The organism is Candidatus Symbiopectobacterium sp. NZEC135, from assembly GCF_025962695.1.
Genome location: NZ_JAGFPF010000028.1, coordinates 23384 through 42947, shown reverse-complemented (window position 1 = coordinate 42947; position 19564 = coordinate 23384). Strand labels below are relative to the sequence as shown.

Sequence of the window (19564 nt, the reverse complement as noted above, 5' to 3'; positions counted from 1 at the left end):
AACAGGCAGATTACGTTGACGAACATCGATATTGAGCAGCGCGAAGCGGCATTAAAACGCATCATTCTGGACGCTGGCGATACCGCCCTGCGCTATTTTCATTCGCGCAAAGCGGGGGAATATGAACTCAAGGGCCATCAGGATATCCTGACCGAAGCAGACACGTTGGTTGAAGCCCTGATTTTACGGGAACTTGGCGACGCCTTTCCCGACGATCTGATTCTGGGTGAAGAGTCCGCGCGGCAACCCGCCAACACAGCAAGTTTATGGGTTGTCGATCCGATCGATGGGACCGCCAACTTTGCGCGCGGAATCGCCCATTTCTGCGTGTGTATCGCCTGGGTTCATCAAGGGACGACGGAACTGGGTGCCATCTATAACCCGGTCAGTCAGGAGCTCTATCTGGCACGCCGTGGACACTATGCGCTGAAAAATGGTCAAACGCTGCGCTGCACCACTATCGCGGACACGCAGTTGGCCTCTTTTGAACTGGGGTGGTCGGCGCGCCATAGCCAGCGACGCTATCTGGATGTGATGGCAGCCCTGCTCAATCTGGGAGCCAGCATCCGCCGTGGCGGTTCAGGGGCGCTGGCGCTGGCGTGGGTTGCGGAAGGTCGCACTGATGGCTATGTGGAAATCCACATGAACGCCTGGGACTGTCTGGCTGGATTACTGCTGGTACGCGAAGCGGGAGGGCAAACCGGGATCGTTCCTCAGGATGCCGCAGGCCTGTATAACGGCCTGCCAGTGCTGGCGGCGGCACCGGGTGTCGCCACAGCGTTAGCGCGCGCCGCCAGCATTCCGCTGGCAAGCGAGGCGGTAGCGCCGGTGCCCGTTTCTCCTTCCACGCCGGTATACCCGCGCCCCCCCATCAGCCTGATTAGCGAAAACTTTCCCGGCTGGGGCATGGATATCTATATCGGCGGTGCCAGCGGCGTATGCGACGCCGCGCTGCTGGCCGAACACGATATCGGCATCGTGATTAATTGCGCGGTGAATCTCGATATCGATTGGGTGACCACCCAAGAAGCAACACCGGATACCCATCTGCTTTCCCACGGGGCCGGCCCGGTGCGCTATTACAAACTCGGGCTGATTGATGGCGAAGGCAATGCGCCGGAGATGCTGCACGCAGGCTATCACTTGATGCGCAGCGCGTTGTTACAGCAAATTCCCGATAAACCCTCTTACCGCAACCACAGGCGAGGCAATATTCTGGTCAACTGTCGCGGCGGGCGTAGCCGTTCTGTGGCGCTGGTCGCCCTGTTTATGCACCTCGAATGCCCGGAACGTTATCCGACGCTTGACGCTGCCATCGCGCTGATTCGAGAGAAGCGCCAGCTACACCCGGAGGAATGGTTTGAAACGCCGAAGCCGTCGCTGACGCGTCTGGCTGAACATGCCATCCTGCGTGAAAAGGCATTGATTGCAACGGAATCGCGCGATGAGTGAGAGCAGTTACAGCAAAAATAGCGGGTTTGCCAGCGCCGCCGAAGTTGCACAATTGGCGGGCGTATCGCGTTCTGCGGTATCGCGCACCTTCACACCGGGCAGCAGCGTCTCCGCGGAGACGCGGCGCAAAGTGCTTGCCGCCGCACAAACGCTCAACTACCACGTCAATCACCTGGCACGCGGCCTCTCCAAAGAGGCTTGTCGCCCAGTGTGTATTCTGGGCGGTAATCTGGCGGCACCTTATCAGGCCAGCCTGCTGGAGCACCTCACCCGCCGTCTGAACCATGCTGGACGCGCGGTAATGGTGATCAATACCGACGACGGTGAGGAGAATGTCAGGGAGGCTCTACAACAAACCCTGAATTACCGTTCGACAGCGACGATTGTGTTGTCAGGCAAACCACCGGGTGCGCTGATTGAAACCTGCCTGCAAAGCGGACAACAGGTAATTTTGATTAACCGTATGGGACAGTTTGAAGGAGCGGACAATATCGAGATTGACTACCGTTCGACAATGACCGATGCGTTAGCCTTGTTGCTCGGTGCCGGCTGTCAGCAGATTGCGTTGGTGTCGTCATCGGCGCGTTCTCCCAGCATGGTGCTGCGCGAGACACGCTTTCTCGATGCGGCGGCCGAACGGGGGGTTAACGTCACGCTGACCCAACCGGGCAGCGCCAGTTACCTGACGGGCGTTACCGCCGCGCGCGCGTTGTTAAGCGCAGAAACGCGCCCGGACGGGGTGTTTTGCGTCACCGATCTGATTGCCTGCGGTTTTATCGACGCCGCTCGGCACGAGTTCGGCCTGCGCATTCCAGAAGATATCAGTATCATCGGCTTCGATGATATCGAGCAGGCCAGTTGGCTGGGCTATGACCTGACCACCTTCGCTCAGCCGTTGGCTGAGATGGCGGAAGCCGCATGCCAGCTGGTGATCGCGCCGACCACCGGAACACCATCCCGACGCGTGTTCAACGCCCTTCCCGTGCGACGCAGCACCTTGGGCTAGATTTTCCCGGTTAAGGGGCCTACTCGTTTTCCAGCAGTCGCATCAGGGTGGAAAGCGCCTCGTTCAACTGCTGGCGCTGCGCCGCAGACAGCCCAGACAGCAGTTGTCGCTCGTTTTCAATATGGGTTTCGACGGCGCAGTCGATAACCTCGCGTCCTTGCGGCGTCAGCGCCACCAACATGCTGCGTGCATCCTCCGGGTTAGGCAAGCGCGAAATAAACGCGCGTTTTTCCAACGCTTTCAGCCGGTGCGTGATGGTGCCAGAGGTGATCATCAGGGTAGAAAACAGCTGTGTGGGAGAGAGAACAAACGGCGCGCCAGCACGCCGCAGCGTGGCAAGCATATCAAATTCCCAACGTACCAGCCCGTGCTCTACGAAGGCCTCGTCAACACGCGGCTCCAGCAGCAATGCACAGCGTTTCAGTCGTCCGATCGGTCCCATCGGACTGCAATCCAGATCCGGGCGCTCACGTTTCCACTGTTCTAAAATTCGATCGACGGCATCCGCCTGCGTTTTTTTTGTCATCACTCGCTCATTTATCTTGATATCAAGATAATTATCATTGCATACTTTGCTTACTAATTTAGCTTGAAGCAAAGATAAAATCATGGCCTTTTTGTCACGTTATCCCCTTTTCGATCTGTTGCTTACCGCGCTGGCACCCACGATTTGGGGCACAACCTATATCGTTACCACGCAGTTTCTGCCGCCTGACCGCCCCTTTATCGCAGCGCTGCTGCGTGTCCTGCCTGCGGGATGTGCGCTGCTGTTATGGTGTCGTCATTTCCCGTTACGCAATGAGTGGTGGAAACTCATCGTCACCGGCATCCTCAATATCGGCGCGTTTCAGGCGCTGTTATTTATCGCCGCCTACCGTTTACCCGGCGGTTTGGCCGCCGTTATCGGTGCGATACAACCGCTGCTGGTCATGCTGTTGGCCTGGGGAATTGATCGACAGCGCTCCCCCCTCACCGCCGTTCTGTCTGCCTTTATCGGCGTTATCGGCATGGGGATGTTGCTGCTTTCACCACAGACCGTCGTCGACACCATCGGGATTGGCGCGGCGTTTCTGGGTGCTGTCTGCATGGCATTGGGCACCTGGCTGTCGCGGCGTTGGTCGCTCTCGATGCCAGTGATGGCGTTGACCGGATGGCAGTTACTGCTCGGCGGGATGTTTTTATTGCCGGTAGCACTGCTGGTCGATCCGCCGCTACCCACGCTAACAGCCACGCAAGTTGCCGGTTATCTGTGGCTGTGCGTGGCAGGTGCGATGCTGGCCTACGCACTGTGGTTTCGCGGCATTCGCCGTCTTTCACCGGTCGCAGTGTCGGCAATGAGCCTGCTGAGCCCGGTCACGGCCGTGGTGCTGGGGTGGGTATTTCTCGGGCAGCGCATTCAGGGAATGGCATTGCCCGGGCTGATTATCGTGATGCTGAGCGTATTGTCGATCCAATGGGCGCTAATCAAAAAACCAAAGATCTGACGCTCTGACGTTATAAACCGCGCGTTTGCAGATACAACACGGTCGCTGCCACGCGCGAACTCACGTTCAACTTGCGCAAGATATTGCGGATATGCACTTTCACCGTCTCTTCCGAAATGAACAGCGCAGAAGCAATCTGCTTATTGGACAGCCCCGATGCCACTTCCTGAAGCACGTCCAGTTCACGCTCGGTGAGTACGGTAAACGGTGAGGGGATCTCTTGCAGCGCCATGCGGTTTTGTAAAACCGCTTTCACCTGCTCGCTGAAGGCATCGCCGTTACGGATCGCTGCCAACAGGTTCTCCGGCGCGCTGTCTTTCAGCAGATACCCATCGGCTCCCGCATCCACCAGCGCGTAAATATCCCCCGGTGAATCCGACACGGTCAGCACGATAATGCGCGCACTGATGCCATCACGCCGCAGCGCGTGCAGCGTATCCAATCCGCTCAACCCTTTCATATTCAGGTCGAGCAAAATAATATCGGGTGAATCACGATTGGCGAGGCTGAGCGCCTCCATACCATTGCTGGCTTCCCCAATGACCTCAAAAATCGCATCGGTTTCCAATAATTGGCGGATACCCCGGCGCATAAGCGGATGATCGTCGACAATCAACACGCGGTGGCTCAATGTTTCTGACATTACTCACTCCCAAAGGACAGATCTTATTCTTCTTTATCATTGATATTGTTATTACTGCTGTGCCCGGTCGCAGGCGCTGAAAAACACACGCTGACCCGCGTTCCCCCCTCAGGATGGGAACCGATAGAGAGCGTGCCGCCCAAGCGCTCGGCGCGTTCGTGCATAATATTCAGGCCGTAGTGCCCCACGGGCTCCTCCTGACTGCCAATACCGCGTCCATCATCACGGATATCAACACAGTGACCGCCATCGGGTTGCGTACGGCAACTGATCTCAATGGTCGTCGCCTGCGCATGCTTGATGGCGTTCAACACCGCTTCACGGATGATTTGCAGCAAATGCACTTGCTGCGCCGCATCCAGCGCCTGAGTCGGAATGCGGCAATCGATCTGGATGTTGGCGCTGGTTTGCGCACGCAGCGGTTCAATCATCTCTTGTAATGCAGCCGGTAAATCCGCTTGCTGCAACGTCAAACGAAACGTCACCAACAGCTCGCGCAGTTGACGATAAGCATCACTCAGCGCCTGCTCAAAATCTGTGATGATGTGCCTGGCCTGCACATTTTCTTCCGCTACCGCGCGCTTGAGCAGCGTCAGTTGGATATTCAAGTAGGCAAGCACCTGCGCCAACGAGTCATGCAACTCTCGGGCAATCGTGGCGCGCTCTTCCATCAGCAACAGCTGTTGGTAGTGCTTCTGCGCCTGATTAAAATAGAGGCCGCGCCCCAGCATGTTGGCGACGCTCTCCATCAGTTGCGTCGATGGCTGTTGCGTGGAGGCCTGCCAGCGCAGTTGCCCAAATTCGACGTCTTGCAAACGGATGGGCAATGCCTGCCACGCCGCCCCCACATTTTCCTTCCCTTCGCTCAGCCGCCAGTTCTCACCGACACACATTTCCAGACAGCCAACCGTTTCATAGCGGTGAACTATCTGCAAGATGCGCTGGAAACAGTGCCGGTCGATCGTGCTGACATTCAGCGCCTGCGAACAGTTATACAGCACCTTCAACATGCGGTTCGCTTCTTGCAGGCGTAGCGTTTTTTGCCGAACCTTCTCCTCGAGCGAGCGGTAGAGTTTGTGCAGCTCATCCGTCATGCGGGTGAAGGTTTGCGCCAGCAACCCCAGTTCGTTTGGCAGCGACGTGTCCAGCCGAGTATGGGTGAAGTAGCCTTTTTCTACCGCCGCACAGGCCGCCATCAGCTTGCTGAGCGGCACCACCACCTGACGGCGAATGCGACGCAGCGTGAAAAAGATCAGTATATAAATGGTGACAGCCCCAATCATTGATGTCGCCACCACTATCTTCATTTTGCGCTCGGAATAGTGCTGCAATGCCAGTACAAAATGGTCAATCTGGGTGACATAGCGGGCAATATTCTGTTGATACCACTCGAGATCGCCCGCGCCCAGCCGCTCGTCCATCACCGTCCAGTTCATCAATAGCGTAGTATATTGCTCGTGCACCTCACGCGGCACGTACCAGCGCGCCAGCAGATGAAACACCGGCGAATCCAGCGTTTGCGCATAAAACTGGCGGTGCTGGGTTAATTCGGTGCGATCGCCCTGCAAGTCATAGCCCATGCGATAGCTCTGCATACGCATGGAGCCTGCGATGTTGATCGCTTCGGCATCGCGCAGGCCGCTCGCCAGGGTCAACAACGCGATACCGGTTGTCAGGAACGACAGCAAGGCGATGTAAAAGAAAGCACGAGCAAGGCTGGTAGAGACAGGACGTTTGACCATCACGACGATTAATCCCCTTTCACATCACATAAATCACCCAGAGCGCATCAAAAATGCGGCTGGCACCATTATCCCTTTCTGTCATCAATCAGGCGAGCAGGCCGCGTGGTAATCCGGCATAAGCTTGATCCTGCATCCGTATTTACCTCTAAAGGGTGATTATCCACTAAACGGTAAGAGGAATAGTGTAACCCCTACAAAAACAGTGTTTTTTCTGGGGGCATTTTCCCCTGCCGGAGCAACGTATTGCCATGACCGATCTCTCCCGTCGTTTCCTGTTTAGCGGTGGCCGCCAGCGTGCAGACAGCACGCTGCGTCCCCCGTGGATCGGGGAGGAAGCGGTTTTTATCGATGGCTGCAGGCGTTGCAACGCCTGCGTTGCCGCCTGCCACACCGGCATTGTGCAACGCGGGCCGGGGGGATTTCCGGTAATCGATTTCCTGCGTGGTGAATGCACGTTTTGCTATGCCTGTGCCAGCGCCTGCCCACAAGCGCTGTTTGCCGAGCAACACACCACACCCTGGGAATACGGCCTGTCAATCGGCGAACGCTGTCTGGCACAACAGCAGGTGGAATGTCGCAGTTGTCAGGACAGTTGCGAAGCGCAAGCCATCCTGTTTCGCCCAACGCTTGGCCGCGTTGCCACACCACGGCTTGATGAGGCGAATTGTACTGCCTGTGGTGCCTGTATCGCCGGGTGCCCCGCCCACGCGATATCAATAATAAAAACGGTGGTTACACCCACCCCCGCAGAGCGTCTCACGGCGCAACAGGAAAACCGATGAACACAGTCTGGCACGTTTGCAGTTTAGTGGTTCACGCCCACACGCAAAATACCGCGAGCGTGGCGGCGACATTGGGCGCACTCCCTAACGTGGAGGTTGCCGCCTGCGACAACAAGAGTGGGAAAATGGCCGTAGTGCTGGAGTCAGATTCAGAAGACACGCTGCTAAAACACATAGCGTCAATACGTGAAGTTGCAGGCGTACTGGCGGTTTCGCTGGTTTACCACCAGCTTGATGAACAACCTCAGGGTGAGGAAACACCATGAAACTCAGTCGACGACACTTTATGAAGGCTAACGCTGTCGCAGCGGCGGCAACGGTAGCAGGCATCAGTATACCGACGGCTGTCCGCGCCGTGACCGAGCAGCAGGACAGCATCCACTGGGATAAAGCGCCCTGTCGCTTTTGCGGCGTGGGATGTGGCGTGCTGGTCGGAACGCAAAATGGCCGTATCGTTGCCAGCCAGGGCGATCCTGATGCACCGGTCAACCGCGGCCTGAACTGTATCAAAGGCTATTTCCTGCCAAAAATCATGTACGGACAGGACCGCGTGACCCAACCGCTGCTGCGTATGCGCGATGGCGCGTTCGACAAAGACGGGGAATTTACCCCCATCTCTTGGGATCAGGCATTTGACATCATGGCGGAGAAATTCAAAACCGCACTGAAAGAGAAAGGCCCGAACGGTATCGGCATGTTCGGTTCCGGCCAGTGGACCATCTGGGAAGGCTACGCCGCCGCCAAATTGTTCAAGGCCGGGTTCCGCTCCAACAATATCGACCCGAATGCGCGTCACTGCATGGCCTCTGCCGTCGTCGGCTTCATGCGCACCTTCGGCATGGATGAACCCATGGGCTGCTACGATGACATCGAGCAAACCGATGCGTTCGTACTCTGGGGCTCCAACATGGCCGAGATGCACCCGATCCTGTGGTCACGCATCACCGATCGCCGCCTGTCCAACCCCAACGTCAACGTCGCGGTGCTCTCCACCTACCAACACCGCAGCTTCGAACTGGCGGATAACGGCATGGTGTTTACGCCGCAAACCGATCTCGCCATTCTCAACTACATCGCCAACTACATCATTCAGAACAATGCGGTTAACGAGAAATTCCTTAATCAGCATGTGAATATTCGCAAAGGCGCGACGGACATCGGCTATGGCCTGCGCCCGACGCATCCATTGGAAAAAGCAGCGAAAAATCCCGGTTCTGACGCCTCTGAGCCGATGACGTTTGAGGCGTATAAAGCCTTTGTCGCGGAATACACGTTGGAGAAAACCGCTGCGCTCAGCGGTGTTCCCGCCGATCAGTTGGAAGCGCTGGCAAAACTCTACGCCGATCCCAACAAGAAAGTGATCTCTTACTGGACCATGGGCTTTAACCAGCACACGCGCGGCGTATGGGCCAACAATCTGGTCTATAACATCCACCTGTTGACTGGCAAGATCTCCCAACCGGGCTGTGGTCCGTTCTCGTTAACGGGACAGCCTTCCGCCTGCGGCACCGCACGTGAAGTCGGCACCTTCGCCCATCGCCTGCCGGCAGACATGGTGGTCACCAACGAAAAACACCGTGACATCACGGAGAAACAGTGGCAACTGCCGTCTGGCACCATCCCCGATAAGATTGGTTTGCACGCTGTTGCCCAAGACCGTGCGCTGAAAGACGGCACGCTCAATGCCTATTGGGTGATGTGCAATAACAACATGCAGGGCGGCCCCAATATTAATGAGGAGCGTATGCCCGGCTGGCGCGATCCGCGCAACTTTATTGTGGTGTCCGACCCCTATCCCACCATCAGCGCACTAGCCGCTGACCTGATTTTACCTACCGCCATGTGGGTAGAAAAAGAGGGTGCCTACGGCAACGCCGAGCGCCGCACCCAGTTCTGGCGCCAGCAGGTTAAAGCGCCCGGTGAAGCCAAATCCGATCTGTGGCAGGTCGTCAGCTTTGCCAAGCGCTTCAAGGTAGAAGAAGTGTGGCCGGAAACGCTGCTGGCGCAAAAACCGAATTATCGCGGCAAAACGCTCTATGACGTACTGTTCGCCAACGATGCGGTTAAACGCTTCCCGCTCAGTGAACTGGCAGAAAACCAGCTCAACGATGAGTCGCGCGAGCTGGGTTTCTACTTGCAGAAAGGACTGTTTGAAGAATACGCCGCCTTTGGTCGGGGCCACGGCCACGATTTAGCGCCGTTTGACACCTATCATCAGGTGCGCGGCATGCGCTGGCCGGTAGTTGACGGCAAAGAAACCCAGTGGCGTTACAGCGAAGGGCACGATCCTTACGTCAAAGCGGGCGAGGCATATCGCTTCTACGGCAAACCGGATGGCAAAGCGGTGATCTTCGCCCTGCCCTATGAACCGGCGGCGGAAGCCCCTGACAGCGAATACGATCTCTGGCTCTCCACTGGTCGCGTTCTGGAACACTGGCACACCGGCAGCATGACGCGCCGCGTACCAGAGCTGCACCGCGCCTTTCCCGAGGCGGTGCTGTTTATCCACCCGCTGGATGCCAAAGAGCGCAATCTGCGCCGCGGTGAAAAAGTGAAGATCATCTCGCGCCGGGGAGAAATCGTCTCCGTGGTCGAGACGCGAGGCCGTAACAAACCGCCGCGCGGTCTGGTGTATATGCCGTTCTTCGATGCCGCTCAGTTGGTTAACGTCCTGACGCTGGACGCCACCGACCCGTTGTCAAAAGAGGCGGATTTCAAGAAGTGCGCCGTCAAGCTGGCTAAGGTGTAACGCAGATGGCTCGCCCGGAAAATTCATCGCCTGCCCGCCGTCGCTTTCTACGCGACGCGGCACGAACCGTTGCCGGATTATCGGCGGCGGTGGCGGTGCTCGGTATTCAGCAGCGGCGCAGCCAGGCCGATGTGCTGCGGCTGCGCCCGCCGGGTGCCGTGCCTGAAGCGGCATTCTCCGGTGCATGCATTCGCTGCGGTCAGTGTGTGCAGGCGTGCCCGTACCAGACGTTGAAACTGGCAACGCTGGTTTCTGGTCCGGCGGCGGGTACTCCCTATTTTACCGCGCGTGATATTCCCTGCGAAATGTGTGAAGACATCCCCTGTGTCGCGGCCTGCCCCAGTAGCGCCTTGCAACCGCTGGACGCCATTGATGATGCCCGCATGGGGTTAGCGGTGCTGTTGGACCAGGAAAACTGCCTGAATTATCAAGGGTTACGTTGCGATGTCTGTTATCGCGTCTGCCCCTTGATTGACAGTGCGATCACGCTGGAACCGGAACGCAACCCGCGTACCGGCAAACACGCCCGCTTCCTGCCGACGGTACACAGCAATACCTGTACCGGTTGCGGTAAATGCGAGAAAGCCTGCGTACTGGAACAACCAGCGATCAAGGTGTTGCCGCGTTCGCTGGCAAAAGGGGAACTTGGACATCACTACCGCTTTAGCTGGCTGGAGGCGCGCGATGGCAAATCGTAAGCAAGACGCCGGACGCGAGGCACAAATCCGGAAAGGGTGGTGGCGAAGTCACCGCTGGCTGGTGCTGCGGCGGCTGACACAATCGCTGGTGCTGCTGATGTTTCTCAGCGGCCCGCTGTTCGGTGTCTGGATCCTGCACGGTAACTACAGCGCCAGCCGGTTACTTGATACCGTGCCGTTCAGCGATCCGCTGATGGTGCTGCAAAGCCTCGCCAGCGGTCACCTGCCCGCCATGCTCGCGCTGGTCGGCGCGCTGGTTATCGCTATCGGCTATGCGCTGGCAGGCAAACGCCTGTTTTGTAGCTGGGTGTGCCCGGTCAATCCGCTGACCGATCTGGCAGCCTGGCTGCGGCGACGTCTCGGTATCACCGCATCCGCCACGCTATCCCGCAGCCTGCGCTACTGGCTGCTGGGGCTGATCCTGCTCGGCAGCGCCGTGACCGGCGGATTGCTGTGGGAGTGGGTCAACCCAGTGTCATTAACCGGCCGTGGATTGATTTTCGGCTTTGGCGCAGGCATCTGGCTGCTTATCGCCCTGTTCCTGTTTGATTTACTGGTGGTCGAACACGGCTGGTGTGGACACCTTTGCCCAACGGGTGCGCTGTATGGCGCGCTGGGTAGCAAAGGCGCACTGGCGGTGGAAGCCACCGAGCGCGCGCGCTGTACCCGCTGCATGGACTGCTTTCACGTCTGTCCAGAACCGCAGGTGCTGCGCGCGCCCTTACTCGATAAACACAGCCCGGTGCAGGTCACCGACCGGGACTGCATAACCTGCGGACGCTGTATTGATGTCTGCGCAGAAGACGTTTTTAAAATAACCCTTAGATGGAAATCGGGAGCAAAATCATGAAAAGCCAGAGCTTAAGAACGGGATGGTGTCGCTGGATACCCGCCCTGGCAATGATTGTCAGTACCTTCGCAACGGCGCAGGCCGATCTGTTAAGTCAGTCACCGGAAATTTCTACGGCCCAACCGGGCAACACGCGCATGCCCAAACAGCAAGAAAAAATGGCGCTCAACTACGTCAACCAACCTCCGATGATCCCGCACAGCGTCGATGGCTATCAGGTAACGCCAACATTTAACCGCTGTTTGCAATGCCACAGCGTAGAAAACTACCGCACCACCAATGCACCGCGCGTCAGCCCGACCCACTTTGTGGATCGTGACGGCAAGACGCTGGGCAATGTCGCACCTGCGCGTTACTTCTGTCTGCAATGCCACGTGCCGCAGACGGATGCCACCCCGATTACCGGCAACACCTTCACCCCTTCTAAAGGTTTTGGACAGTGAGGTTTTCAATGAAACAACCTGAAAAAGCGGGATGGCTACGCCGCGTGTGGCAGTGGTGGCGTCGACCGAGTCGCCTGGCATTAGGGACGCTGTTGATTGCCGGTTTTGCTGGCGGTATTTTCTTTCTGGCGACCTTTCAGAAAAGCATGGAAAACAGCAACAGCGAGGCGTTTTGTATCAGTTGCCATGAGATGAACAATACCGTTTATCAGGAATACATGACCACCGCCCACTACAACAACCGCAGTGGGGTGCGCGCCACCTGCCCGGACTGCCACGTTCCCCATGAGTTTGTGCCTAAGATGGTGCGTAAAATTCAGGCCAGCAAAGAGCTTTACGGTAAGATCATGGGCACCATTGATACGCCGCAAAAGTTTGAAGCACACCGGCTGACGATGGCGCAAAACGAGTGGCGACGGATGAAAAACAACAACTCGCAGGAGTGCCGCAACTGCCACAATTTTGACTATATGGACTACTCAGGGCAAAAAACGGTGGCGATGGAGAAACATACCGAAGCGATTAAAACCGGCCAAACCTGCATTGATTGCCATAAAGGCATCGCGCATCAGCTACCGGATATGCACGGTATCAAAAACGAGTTCTGACCCCTTCTAAGCCTGGTGGGACGGCTAAAACCGTCCCAATTCCCGATTCCCATCGCAATGCCAGATAATCCCCCAACAGCACATCAGAACTATTTGGTTTTAATGTTTTGATTTTTTGTATCGCATAAAGAATAGCGCTGAGGTGAGCGTGCTCGCCGGATGAGCGGCATGGATGCCGCGAAAGTCTGCGCCGTGCAGGGAGCACGTCGCAGACGGTCCGAATCGCGGGCACGAACGCCGAAGGCACCGCGTAGCTGCGCGATTCCCAGCGAACAGCCAGGGGCCACGGGGTGATGGCATTTGAACACCCCGTGTCGGGCGCGTGCGACACGCGTTGCAAATAAGGATAGGGGTTAACGCGCACGAAACCCTAACGGTAGAGACAAAAATACACGGTACCAACAACAACCGGCGTTACGGACGCTACGGAGCCGCCGCTAACGCGGCTTCCGCCTGCTGAATGCTACGCTCAATCACCCCACGACGCGTATCGTTTGGCGGCAACACGCGCAACATCCCTTTCCAGGCATCGATGGCTTCCTGATAACGCTGCCCCTCATAGGCATTGAACGCCAACAGGCTCAAGGCGCGCACATTGGCGGAACCCGCTTGCAGCAATTCACGGAGCATTTCACCGCCACGCTCGCTGTCGCGCGGATTGGTAGAGCGCGACAGGATATCCGCATAATCCAACGCCAACTCGCTATTGTGAGGATCGCGTCGATAGGCGTTGGCATAGGCCTGCACGGACATATCGTAGTTGTTGAGCAGACCGGCAATCCGCCCCAGTAACCACCAGTCCTGTGCATTATCCGGCTGTGCTTCCAACTGGCTGCGCAGCCCCAGGCCGAGGCGGGCGACCTCTTCAATGGTCAGCGGCTCCGCCTGCGGGTCGAGCGCGCGTTTTAACAGGTCGGGGGTCAATGCCACCACCTGCTGCCACTCCTGTACCCGGTTGATCGCAGCAGTGTGCCAAAACACACTCAGGCTCACCGCCGCCAACAGCACGATGCCGGGCAGCAATACCCAGCGGTTCAGCGGACGCTGCGACACGCCAGCGCTACCGGGAATGTCCTGCAACAGCGTATGTTGCAGGTCTTCTACCAATTGCGTGCGCTGGCCTTCATTGGCAATGTCCGCGTCAATTTCACGCAGTCGGTCGTGATACAGTGCCTGATTTATCGCGTCACGTGAGTAGTCGCTTTTCGAAGACCACGGCGCGAACAGCAATGCCACCAGCCCGGCCAAGGATACAATAATCACGGTTGTCAGTAACATCATGGTCGTTTCTCCGTGCGTCCTAACAACGCTTGCAGCCGTTTTTTCTCTTGTTCACTCATCGGCGGATCGGTGCGCGTGGTGCGACGCGCGCGCCGCACAATCATCCAGATGCCCGCAACCAGAAAGAGCGCAGGCAGCAGCCACAGTAAAACCGTGAATGGCGTTAACGGCGGTTCATACGTCACAAAATAGCCATAGCGGTTCACCATGTAGTCAACCACCTGCTGTTTGCTCTGCCCCTGCTGCATCAGCTCATACACTTTTTGCCGCATATCCGAGGCAATCATCGAATTCGAGTCGGCAATGCTGTTGTTTTGGCATTTGGGGCAGCGCAATTGCGTGGTTAATTCACGAAACTGTTGTTCTTGCGCCTCGTTGTCAAAATGCCATGCGTCAGCCGAGGAGGCCAGTACGCCAAACGACAGCAGCAGAGCGCCTAACATAGCGATCAGTCTCATGCGCCCCCCTCACGACTGTATTTTTCCCACAGCGGCTTGAGCGTCTCCTGCCACACCTGCATGTTAAGGTCGCCGGCATGACGGTAGCGAATAATGCCACGGCCATCGATCAGAAAGGTTTCCGGCGCACCGTACACGCCAAGATCCAGCCCCAACATGCCGTTGCCATCAAACAGGCTCATGGCATACGGGTTGCCCAGCTCTTTGAGCCAGTCAACCGCTTTGGCGCGATCGTCCTTGTAGTTCATCCCCACAATGCGCACGCCCTGCGCCGCCAGCATATTCAGGAAGCGGTGCTCCGCCCGGCAGGTTGGGCACCATGTCGCCCAGACGTTGAGCAGCAGCGGCTTTCCATCTTGCAGTTCAGATTGCTGGTAGACTTTTCCCGGCACATCCAGAGATTCAAGACGGAATGCCGGGATGGGTTTGCCGATCAGTGCAGATTCAAGCCGCATCGGATCGTCACCGTCGCTGTTGCGCACCAGTTGCCACAGCAGCGCCACGGCCAGCAGTAAAAACAGCGCCAACGGAATAAACAACACTCTACGGCTCATGATTGACTCTCCCGAACGGCGCGGCGCAGGCGATAACGCGGATCGAACATGCACAGGATACCGCCCAACGCCATCAACCCACCGCCGTACCAGATCCAGCGCATAAAGGGTTTGTAATAGAGCCGTACCGCCCAACTGCCGTCATCCAGCTCTTCCCCCAGCGCGGCGTAGAGATCGCGGGTGATGCCCGCGTCAATCGCCGCTTCCGTCATGATCATGCCGCTGGTGGTGTAGAAGCGCTTTTCCGCTTTCAGCGTCGCTTCATGTTTGTCATTGCGGGTGATAACAATGGTTCCTTTGGCGCTGTGCCAGTTGGGGCCAGCCACATCGCGCACACCTTCAAAGGTAAAGCGGTAATCATGGATAAGCGCACTGTCACCCGCCTTCATGCGTACATCCCGCTCAACGCTGTAATTTTGGCTGAATGCGATGCCCACCACAGTGACCGCAACGCCAAGATGAGCGAGGGTCATTCCCCATTGGCTACGGGACAGCGAGGTTAATCCACGCAGCAGACCGTGACGCCGGGTTGCATTGCTGTGCAGTTCGTAAAACGTCAGGAAGAACACCCAGAGCGCCATCGACAACCCAACTACCGTCATGGCAATAAGGGTGTCTTGCAATAGCCAGGGCAGCAGCAGTGACAGCAGTGCCGTCACCCCCATGGCAATCAGCAGCAGTTTGCGCAATTTTTGTGGCTCATCGCGCCGCCAACGTACCAGCGGCCCTACCCCCAACAACAGGGCAAACGGGGCCATCAGCACGGTAAACATGATGTTGAAGAACGGCGCACCAATCGAAATACTGCCGAGCCCGAGCTGCTTGTGCACCAACGGTAACAGCGTACCCAATAGCACCACCAACGTTGCCGCGACCAGAATCAGGTTATTACCCAGCAGGAAGGTTTCACGCGACCACAGTGAGTGGGTGACCCGAGAACGCACCCGGTTACCTTTGATAGCAAACAGCAGCAGCGAACCACCAATCACCATCACCAGAAATCCCAGGATAAACATCCCGCGCGAGGGGTCAGACGCAAACGCGTGCACCGAGACCAACACGCCCGACCGTACCAGGAAAGTGCCGAGCAGGCAGAGCGAGAACGCGCCGATGGCTAACAGCACCGTCCAGGCTTTAAAGCTGCCGCGTTTTTCGGTGACTGACAGTGAGTGCATCAGCGCCGTCCCCACCAGCCACGGCATCAGCGACGCATTCTCTACCGGATCCCAAAACCACCAGCCGCCCCAGCCTAACTCATAGTAGGCCCAACCAGAACCCAGCACGATCCCCAACGTCAAGAATGACCAGGCTGCCTGCGTCCACGGGCGTGACCAGCGCGCCCAGGCGCTGTCCAAACGTCCCGCCAGCAGCGACGCCACCGCAAAGGCAAACGCCACCGAAAACCCGACATACCCCATGTAAAGCAGCGGCGGATGGAAGATTAAACCAATGTCCTGTAGCAACGGATTCAAGTCGCGCCCTTCAATCGGGTAATCTGGCAGTGTGCGGGTAAACGGGTTCGACGTCAGTACGATGAACAGTAAAAAGCCGGCGTTAATCATCCCCATCACCGCCAGCACGCGCGCCACGGCATCGCTCGACATACTGCGGCTCAGCACGGCAACGGCGAACGTCCAGCCACTCATCAGGAGCACCCAGAGCAGGAGCGAGCCTTCATGCGCTCCCCAGGCCGCGGCGACCCGATACCACACGGGCAATGCGCGGTTCGAGTTGTTCACGACGTACAGCACGGTGAAATCGTTAATGACCAGCGCGTAGACCAGCAGCAGGAACGATGCCAACACCAAGGCAAATAGCGCACAGGCCAGCGGACGAGCCAGCGCCATCAAGCGTGCATCCTGACGCGTGGCCCCCCACAGCGGATAAATACTGAGCAATAACGCCACGCCCAGCGCCAGACAGAGCAGATAATTCCCGACCTCCGGCATCATAAGCGGGCACCCTCTTTAGCCGCAGGCGCTGGCTGGTGTTGATGTTGTCCGTCCATGGCCGCTTTCACTTCCGGCGGCGTGTATTTTTCATCATGCCGCGCCAGCACTTCTTTTGCCGCAATGCGATTTTCAGATTCCAACACCCCTTGCGCCACCACACCTTGCCCTTCGCGGAACAGGTCCGGCAAGATGCCTTGATAGGTCACTTCTACCGAGCCCTGTGCGTCATACACGGTAAAATGCACGTTCAGGTTTTGGCTATCACGCCGCACGCTGCCCGGCATCACCATGCCGCCCACGCGTAAACGTTGCCCGATAACCGGTATTTCCTGCGTCTCATTTTTTCCGTACAGGATTTCGCTGGGGGTATAGAAGAGATCGATATTCGAGCGTAACGCATAAAGCGTCAGACCAATCGTCAGCGCCAGCCCGCAAACAACGGCCGCTATGGCATAAAGTCGGGTTTTGCGCGCTACACTCACGGCATCACCTCCCCGGTATTCTGGCGTGCCTGATGCTTACGCTGTTCACGCGCCTGCTGACGCCCAATATCCCGCAACAATACGCGACGGCACCACAGGGTGTGCCCTAGCAGGGCACAAAGCGGCAGCAGCGTTAGCGCTGCGGCTAACCAGACATAAAAGGCGTAACCGCCCATTGCAAAGAACGCTTGCCAACTGGTAAAGGCGATATTCATCGTGCGGCTCCTTTTGGGTTAACCAGCGCAGCCACCCAGGAAGAACGGCGCTGTTGCATCAGGATCAGGTTACGTAAGCGCATCAATGACAACGTCACAAACAGGCTCATAAACCCTAACATCATCAGTCGCAGTGGAAGACGCATCGCAGGGTCGATGGTTTTTTGCATTTTCGTTGACCCCTGATGCAGGGTGTTCCACCACTCCACGGAAAAATGGATGATTGGCAGGTTCACCACGCCAACCAGCACCATGATAGCCATGGCACGCCCGGCCAGCCGACGATCGTCAAACGCGTTATAGAGCGCAATCACGCCAATATAGATAAACAGCAACACCAACTCAGACGTCAGACGCGCATCCCAGACCCACCAGGTGCCCCACATCGGTTTCCCCCAGGTAGAGCCGGTGGTCAGCGCAATAAAGGTGAACACCGCGCCGACGGGTGCCATCGCCGCGATCGCCAGCTCCGCCGTTTGCGAGCGTTTACTCAACGCCCACACGGCAAAAATGGCCATGGTGGCATACACCCCCATGGACCAGACGGCAGCAGGCACATGCAGGTACATGATACGGTAGCCTTGCCCCTGCTGGTAATCTGCGGGTGCAAATCCAAATCCCCACACCAAACCGCCGATCAGTATCACCCCACTGATCAGCGCAAAGAGGGGAACAAGCGCGCCACAGCGGTGATAAAGCCGCTCTGGCGGGGTATGCTGATGGTTTTTTTTCAACATAATCGTGTGCTCACTTTGCGTAAACCGCATCCCTGCGGGACGATAAAATCCGAAAATCGATAATCAATTCAGGCCGACCCGTAACGCCGCGGCGGTGGCGAACGGACACAGCGTTGCGCTACCCGCCAGAAAGGCACCGAGGATCGCCAGATAGCCACCAACGGGCAGTTGCATCATGGCGGCCTCAATGGCGGCCGTGGCAAAAATCAATAACGGGACGGTGAGCGGCAGCACCAGCAGACTCAACAGCACACCGCTGCGGCGCAACCCCACCGTTAGCCCCGCACCGATAGCGCCCAAAAAACTGAGCGTTGGCGTACTCAATAACAGCGTCAGTGCCATCACTGACCACTCACGGAAACTCAGACCAAACAGCAGTGCGGCCAGCGGAGAAAGCAGTAACAGCGGCAACCCACTGACCATCCAATGCACCACCACTTTCGCCAGCACCACTAACGGCAAGGGCAAAGGCAGCAGCGTTAACTGTTCCAACGAACCATCCTGATAGTCGTCACGAAACAGGCGATCCATCGCCAGCAATGATGCCAGCAAGGCGGCAACCCACACCACGCCCGAAGCAATACGCAGCAACAGCTGCGGCTCAGGCCCAATGGCTAACGGGAACAGAATGAGCACCACCAGAAAAAACCACATCGGGTTAAGGATTTCGGCGTTATTGCGTAACGCGACGCGCAGTTCACGTACCATCAGTCGCCGCATTATCGGTCTCCCTCATCGGGTACTAATTGGATGCAGCGTATGTTCTGCACGCGCGGCCGCAGCGGCTGATGCGTGGTAAGGATAATGATGCCGCCCTGCGCGACATGGTGTTCCATGCGTTGCGTCAGCATGTCGACACCGGCAACATCGAGCGCGGTCAACGGTTCATCCAAAATCCACAGCGGGACATCCGTCAACCACAACCGCGCCAGCGCCACGCGCCGCTGCTGTCCTGCTGACAAGCGCGCGACCGGCACATCTTCATAACCGGCTAATCCAACAGAGGCCAACGCCTGCCACAGAGACGACTGGCTGTGCTGCGGATAGAAAAAACGCAGATTCTCTTCCCCGGTTAACACACCCTTGATGCCCGGCTGGTGCCCCAACCACAGAAGCTGCTGGTTAAAATGCGCCCGCACCCGATCCGTGCGTTGTCCTTGCCAGTACACTTCACCCGCACCTGGCGTTGCCAGACCGCTTAATAGGCGCAATAATGAGGTTTTTCCAACGCCATTCGCACCGGCAATCTGCACCATGTCCCCCGCACTGGCCGTGAACGATAAGGCGCTAAACAACACATGTTCATCACGAATGCAGACCACATCGCGCACGTCGAGCATCAGGCGTTAACTCCTTACCTTATTGAGGTTTTAGCATACCATGACGCCCTTGTTTCCCCCCGTCAGCGGCCTACTCATAAAGAGT

General features: G+C 57.4%; 22 protein-coding genes. 10 read left to right on the top strand and 12 right to left on the bottom strand.

Going from position 1 to position 19564, the window contains the following annotated elements; all coding sequences use genetic code 11:
- Window positions 1-15 precede the first annotated feature (15 nt).
- Entirely contained in the window at window positions 16-1452 is a 1437-nt protein-coding gene (locus tag J5224_RS14540; protein ID WP_264626053.1) for an inositol monophosphatase family protein, read from the top strand.
- Window positions 1445-2458 (top strand): substrate-binding domain-containing protein, encoded by a 1014-nt coding sequence (locus J5224_RS14535; RefSeq protein WP_264626052.1) that lies wholly within the window; start codon window positions 1445-1447, stop codon window positions 2456-2458. The genes J5224_RS14540 and J5224_RS14535 overlap by 8 nt, the downstream gene beginning before the upstream one ends.
- 19 nt (window positions 2459-2477) lie before the next feature.
- Here J5224_RS14535 and J5224_RS14530 read toward each other — a convergent pair whose 3' ends face one another.
- Window positions 2478-2984 (bottom strand): MarR family winged helix-turn-helix transcriptional regulator, encoded by a 507-nt coding sequence (locus J5224_RS14530; protein ID WP_264626051.1) that lies wholly within the window; start codon window positions 2982-2984, stop codon window positions 2478-2480.
- Window positions 2985-3066: 82 nt separating this feature from the next.
- Here J5224_RS14530 and J5224_RS14525 point away from each other — a divergent pair, with 82 nt between their 5' ends.
- Complete coding sequence (locus J5224_RS14525; RefSeq protein WP_264626050.1) at window positions 3067-3942, top strand: EamA family transporter; 876 nt, start codon at window positions 3067-3069, stop codon at window positions 3940-3942.
- A gap of 10 nt (window positions 3943-3952) precedes the next feature.
- Here the strand turns inward: J5224_RS14525 and narP are convergent, their stop codons facing one another.
- Both narP and narQ read right to left on the bottom strand, forming a co-directional pair.
- Window positions 3953-4585 (bottom strand): nitrate/nitrite response regulator protein NarP, encoded by a 633-nt coding sequence (gene narP, locus J5224_RS14520; protein WP_264626049.1) that lies wholly within the window; start codon window positions 4583-4585, stop codon window positions 3953-3955.
- 23 nt (window positions 4586-4608) lie between these two features.
- Window positions 4609-6327 carry a nitrate/nitrite two-component system sensor histidine kinase NarQ gene (gene narQ / locus J5224_RS14515; protein WP_264626067.1) on the bottom strand — a complete coding sequence of 573 codons (1719 nt, stop codon included), beginning with the start codon at window positions 6325-6327 and terminating at the stop codon, window positions 4609-4611.
- Window positions 6328-6578: 251 nt separating this feature from the next.
- Here narQ and napF point away from each other — a divergent pair, with 251 nt between their 5' ends.
- The 7 genes from napF to napC are packed head-to-tail and all read left to right on the top strand — an operon-like array spanning window position 6579 to window position 12460.
- Window positions 6579-7112 carry a ferredoxin-type protein NapF gene (gene napF / locus J5224_RS14510; RefSeq protein ID WP_264626048.1) on the top strand — a complete coding sequence of 178 codons (534 nt, stop codon included), beginning with the start codon at window positions 6579-6581 and terminating at the stop codon, window positions 7110-7112.
- The gene (gene napD / locus J5224_RS14505; RefSeq protein ID WP_264626047.1) at window positions 7109-7378 is read left to right on the top strand and encodes a chaperone NapD; all 270 of its coding nucleotides are present in this window, start codon (window positions 7109-7111) and stop codon (window positions 7376-7378) included. Before napF ends, napD begins: the two co-directional genes overlap by 4 nt.
- Complete coding sequence (gene napA, locus J5224_RS14500) at window positions 7375-9861, top strand: nitrate reductase catalytic subunit NapA (protein WP_264626046.1); 2487 nt, start codon at window positions 7375-7377, stop codon at window positions 9859-9861. Before napD ends, napA begins: the two co-directional genes overlap by 4 nt.
- Before the next feature lie 5 nt (window positions 9862-9866).
- On the top strand, window positions 9867-10559 hold the full coding sequence (napG, locus tag J5224_RS14495; protein WP_264626045.1) for a ferredoxin-type protein NapG: 693 nt from the start codon (window positions 9867-9869) through the stop codon (window positions 10557-10559).
- Window positions 10546-11409 carry a quinol dehydrogenase ferredoxin subunit NapH gene (napH, locus tag J5224_RS14490; RefSeq protein ID WP_264626044.1) on the top strand — a complete coding sequence of 288 codons (864 nt, stop codon included), beginning with the start codon at window positions 10546-10548 and terminating at the stop codon, window positions 11407-11409. Before napG ends, napH begins: the two co-directional genes overlap by 14 nt.
- Complete coding sequence (napB, locus tag J5224_RS14485; RefSeq protein WP_264626043.1) at window positions 11406-11852, top strand: nitrate reductase cytochrome c-type subunit; 447 nt, start codon at window positions 11406-11408, stop codon at window positions 11850-11852. The genes napH and napB overlap by 4 nt, the downstream gene beginning before the upstream one ends.
- An 8-nt stretch (window positions 11853-11860) precedes the next feature.
- Complete coding sequence (gene napC, locus J5224_RS14480; protein ID WP_264626042.1) at window positions 11861-12460, top strand: cytochrome c-type protein NapC; 600 nt, start codon at window positions 11861-11863, stop codon at window positions 12458-12460.
- A 423-nt stretch (window positions 12461-12883) separates the two neighbouring features.
- Here napC and ccmI read toward each other — a convergent pair whose 3' ends face one another.
- The 9 genes from ccmI to ccmA all read right to left on the bottom strand — a co-directional run bounded on the left by ccmI (window position 12884) and on the right by ccmA (window position 19479).
- Complete coding sequence (ccmI, locus tag J5224_RS14475) at window positions 12884-13741, bottom strand: c-type cytochrome biogenesis protein CcmI (protein WP_264626041.1); 858 nt, start codon at window positions 13739-13741, stop codon at window positions 12884-12886.
- On the bottom strand, window positions 13738-14199 hold the full coding sequence (locus tag J5224_RS14470; protein ID WP_264626040.1) for a cytochrome c-type biogenesis protein CcmH: 462 nt from the start codon (window positions 14197-14199) through the stop codon (window positions 13738-13740). Before J5224_RS14470 ends, ccmI begins: the two co-directional genes overlap by 4 nt.
- Entirely contained in the window at window positions 14196-14753 is a 558-nt protein-coding gene (locus J5224_RS14465) for a DsbE family thiol:disulfide interchange protein (protein WP_264626039.1), read from the bottom strand. The genes J5224_RS14470 and J5224_RS14465 overlap by 4 nt, the downstream gene beginning before the upstream one ends.
- The gene (locus J5224_RS14460) at window positions 14750-16705 is read right to left on the bottom strand and encodes a heme lyase CcmF/NrfE family subunit (RefSeq protein ID WP_264626038.1); all 1956 of its coding nucleotides are present in this window, start codon (window positions 16703-16705) and stop codon (window positions 14750-14752) included. The genes J5224_RS14465 and J5224_RS14460 overlap by 4 nt, the downstream gene beginning before the upstream one ends.
- Entirely contained in the window at window positions 16702-17187 is a 486-nt protein-coding gene (ccmE, locus tag J5224_RS14455) for a cytochrome c maturation protein CcmE (protein WP_264626037.1), read from the bottom strand. Before ccmE ends, J5224_RS14460 begins: the two co-directional genes overlap by 4 nt.
- A complete protein-coding gene (gene ccmD / locus J5224_RS14450; RefSeq protein ID WP_264626036.1) occupies window positions 17184-17402 on the bottom strand; it encodes a heme exporter protein CcmD in 219 nt (72 codons plus the stop codon). Before ccmD ends, ccmE begins: the two co-directional genes overlap by 4 nt.
- A complete protein-coding gene (locus J5224_RS14445; RefSeq protein ID WP_264626035.1) occupies window positions 17399-18139 on the bottom strand; it encodes a heme ABC transporter permease in 741 nt (246 codons plus the stop codon). Before J5224_RS14445 ends, ccmD begins: the two co-directional genes overlap by 4 nt.
- A gap of 63 nt (window positions 18140-18202) precedes the next feature.
- Window positions 18203-18859: a heme exporter protein CcmB gene (gene ccmB, locus J5224_RS14440; RefSeq protein WP_264626034.1), complete on the bottom strand. Its 657-nt coding sequence runs from the start codon at window positions 18857-18859 to the stop codon at window positions 18203-18205.
- Complete coding sequence (gene ccmA, locus J5224_RS14435; protein ID WP_264626033.1) at window positions 18859-19479, bottom strand: cytochrome c biogenesis heme-transporting ATPase CcmA; 621 nt, start codon at window positions 19477-19479, stop codon at window positions 18859-18861. Before ccmA ends, ccmB begins: the two co-directional genes overlap by 1 nt.
- Between the last annotated feature and the right edge of the window lie 85 nt (window positions 19480-19564).

What these genes read in the sequence shown, in the direction of transcription:
- J5224_RS14535 (WP_264626052.1), top strand. Translation starts at nt 1,445, where the DNA reads ATGAGTGAGAGCAGTTACAGCAAAAATAGCGGGTTTGCCAGCGCCGCC.
- J5224_RS14530 (WP_264626051.1), bottom strand. Translation starts at nt 2,984, where the DNA reads ATGACAAAAAAAACGCAGGCGGATGCCGTCGATCGAATTTTAGAACAG.
- J5224_RS14525 (WP_264626050.1), top strand. Translation starts at nt 3,067, where the DNA reads ATGGCCTTTTTGTCACGTTATCCCCTTTTCGATCTGTTGCTTACCGCG.
- narP (WP_264626049.1), bottom strand. Translation starts at nt 4,585, where the DNA reads ATGTCAGAAACATTGAGCCACCGCGTGTTGATTGTCGACGATCATCCG.
- narQ (WP_264626067.1), bottom strand. Translation starts at nt 6,327, where the DNA reads ATGGTCAAACGTCCTGTCTCTACCAGCCTTGCTCGTGCTTTCTTTTAC.
- napF (WP_264626048.1), top strand. Translation starts at nt 6,579, where the DNA reads ATGACCGATCTCTCCCGTCGTTTCCTGTTTAGCGGTGGCCGCCAGCGT.
- napD (WP_264626047.1), top strand. Translation starts at nt 7,109, where the DNA reads ATGAACACAGTCTGGCACGTTTGCAGTTTAGTGGTTCACGCCCACACG.
- napA (WP_264626046.1), top strand. Translation starts at nt 7,375, where the DNA reads ATGAAACTCAGTCGACGACACTTTATGAAGGCTAACGCTGTCGCAGCG.
- napG (WP_264626045.1), top strand. Translation starts at nt 9,867, where the DNA reads ATGGCTCGCCCGGAAAATTCATCGCCTGCCCGCCGTCGCTTTCTACGC.
- napH (WP_264626044.1), top strand. Translation starts at nt 10,546, where the DNA reads ATGGCAAATCGTAAGCAAGACGCCGGACGCGAGGCACAAATCCGGAAA.
- napB (WP_264626043.1), top strand. Translation starts at nt 11,406, where the DNA reads ATGAAAAGCCAGAGCTTAAGAACGGGATGGTGTCGCTGGATACCCGCC.
- napC (WP_264626042.1), top strand. Translation starts at nt 11,861, where the DNA reads ATGAAACAACCTGAAAAAGCGGGATGGCTACGCCGCGTGTGGCAGTGG.
- ccmI (WP_264626041.1), bottom strand. Translation starts at nt 13,741, where the DNA reads ATGATGTTACTGACAACCGTGATTATTGTATCCTTGGCCGGGCTGGTG.
- J5224_RS14470 (WP_264626040.1), bottom strand. Translation starts at nt 14,199, where the DNA reads ATGAGACTGATCGCTATGTTAGGCGCTCTGCTGCTGTCGTTTGGCGTA.
- J5224_RS14465 (WP_264626039.1), bottom strand. Translation starts at nt 14,753, where the DNA reads ATGAGCCGTAGAGTGTTGTTTATTCCGTTGGCGCTGTTTTTACTGCTG.
- J5224_RS14460 (WP_264626038.1), bottom strand. Translation starts at nt 16,705, where the DNA reads ATGATGCCGGAGGTCGGGAATTATCTGCTCTGTCTGGCGCTGGGCGTG.
- ccmD (WP_264626036.1), bottom strand. Translation starts at nt 17,402, where the DNA reads ATGAATATCGCCTTTACCAGTTGGCAAGCGTTCTTTGCAATGGGCGGT.
- J5224_RS14445 (WP_264626035.1), bottom strand. Translation starts at nt 18,139, where the DNA reads ATGTTGAAAAAAAACCATCAGCATACCCCGCCAGAGCGGCTTTATCAC.
- ccmB (WP_264626034.1), bottom strand. Translation starts at nt 18,859, where the DNA reads ATGCGGCGACTGATGGTACGTGAACTGCGCGTCGCGTTACGCAATAAC.
- ccmA (WP_264626033.1), bottom strand. Translation starts at nt 19,479, where the DNA reads ATGCTCGACGTGCGCGATGTGGTCTGCATTCGTGATGAACATGTGTTG.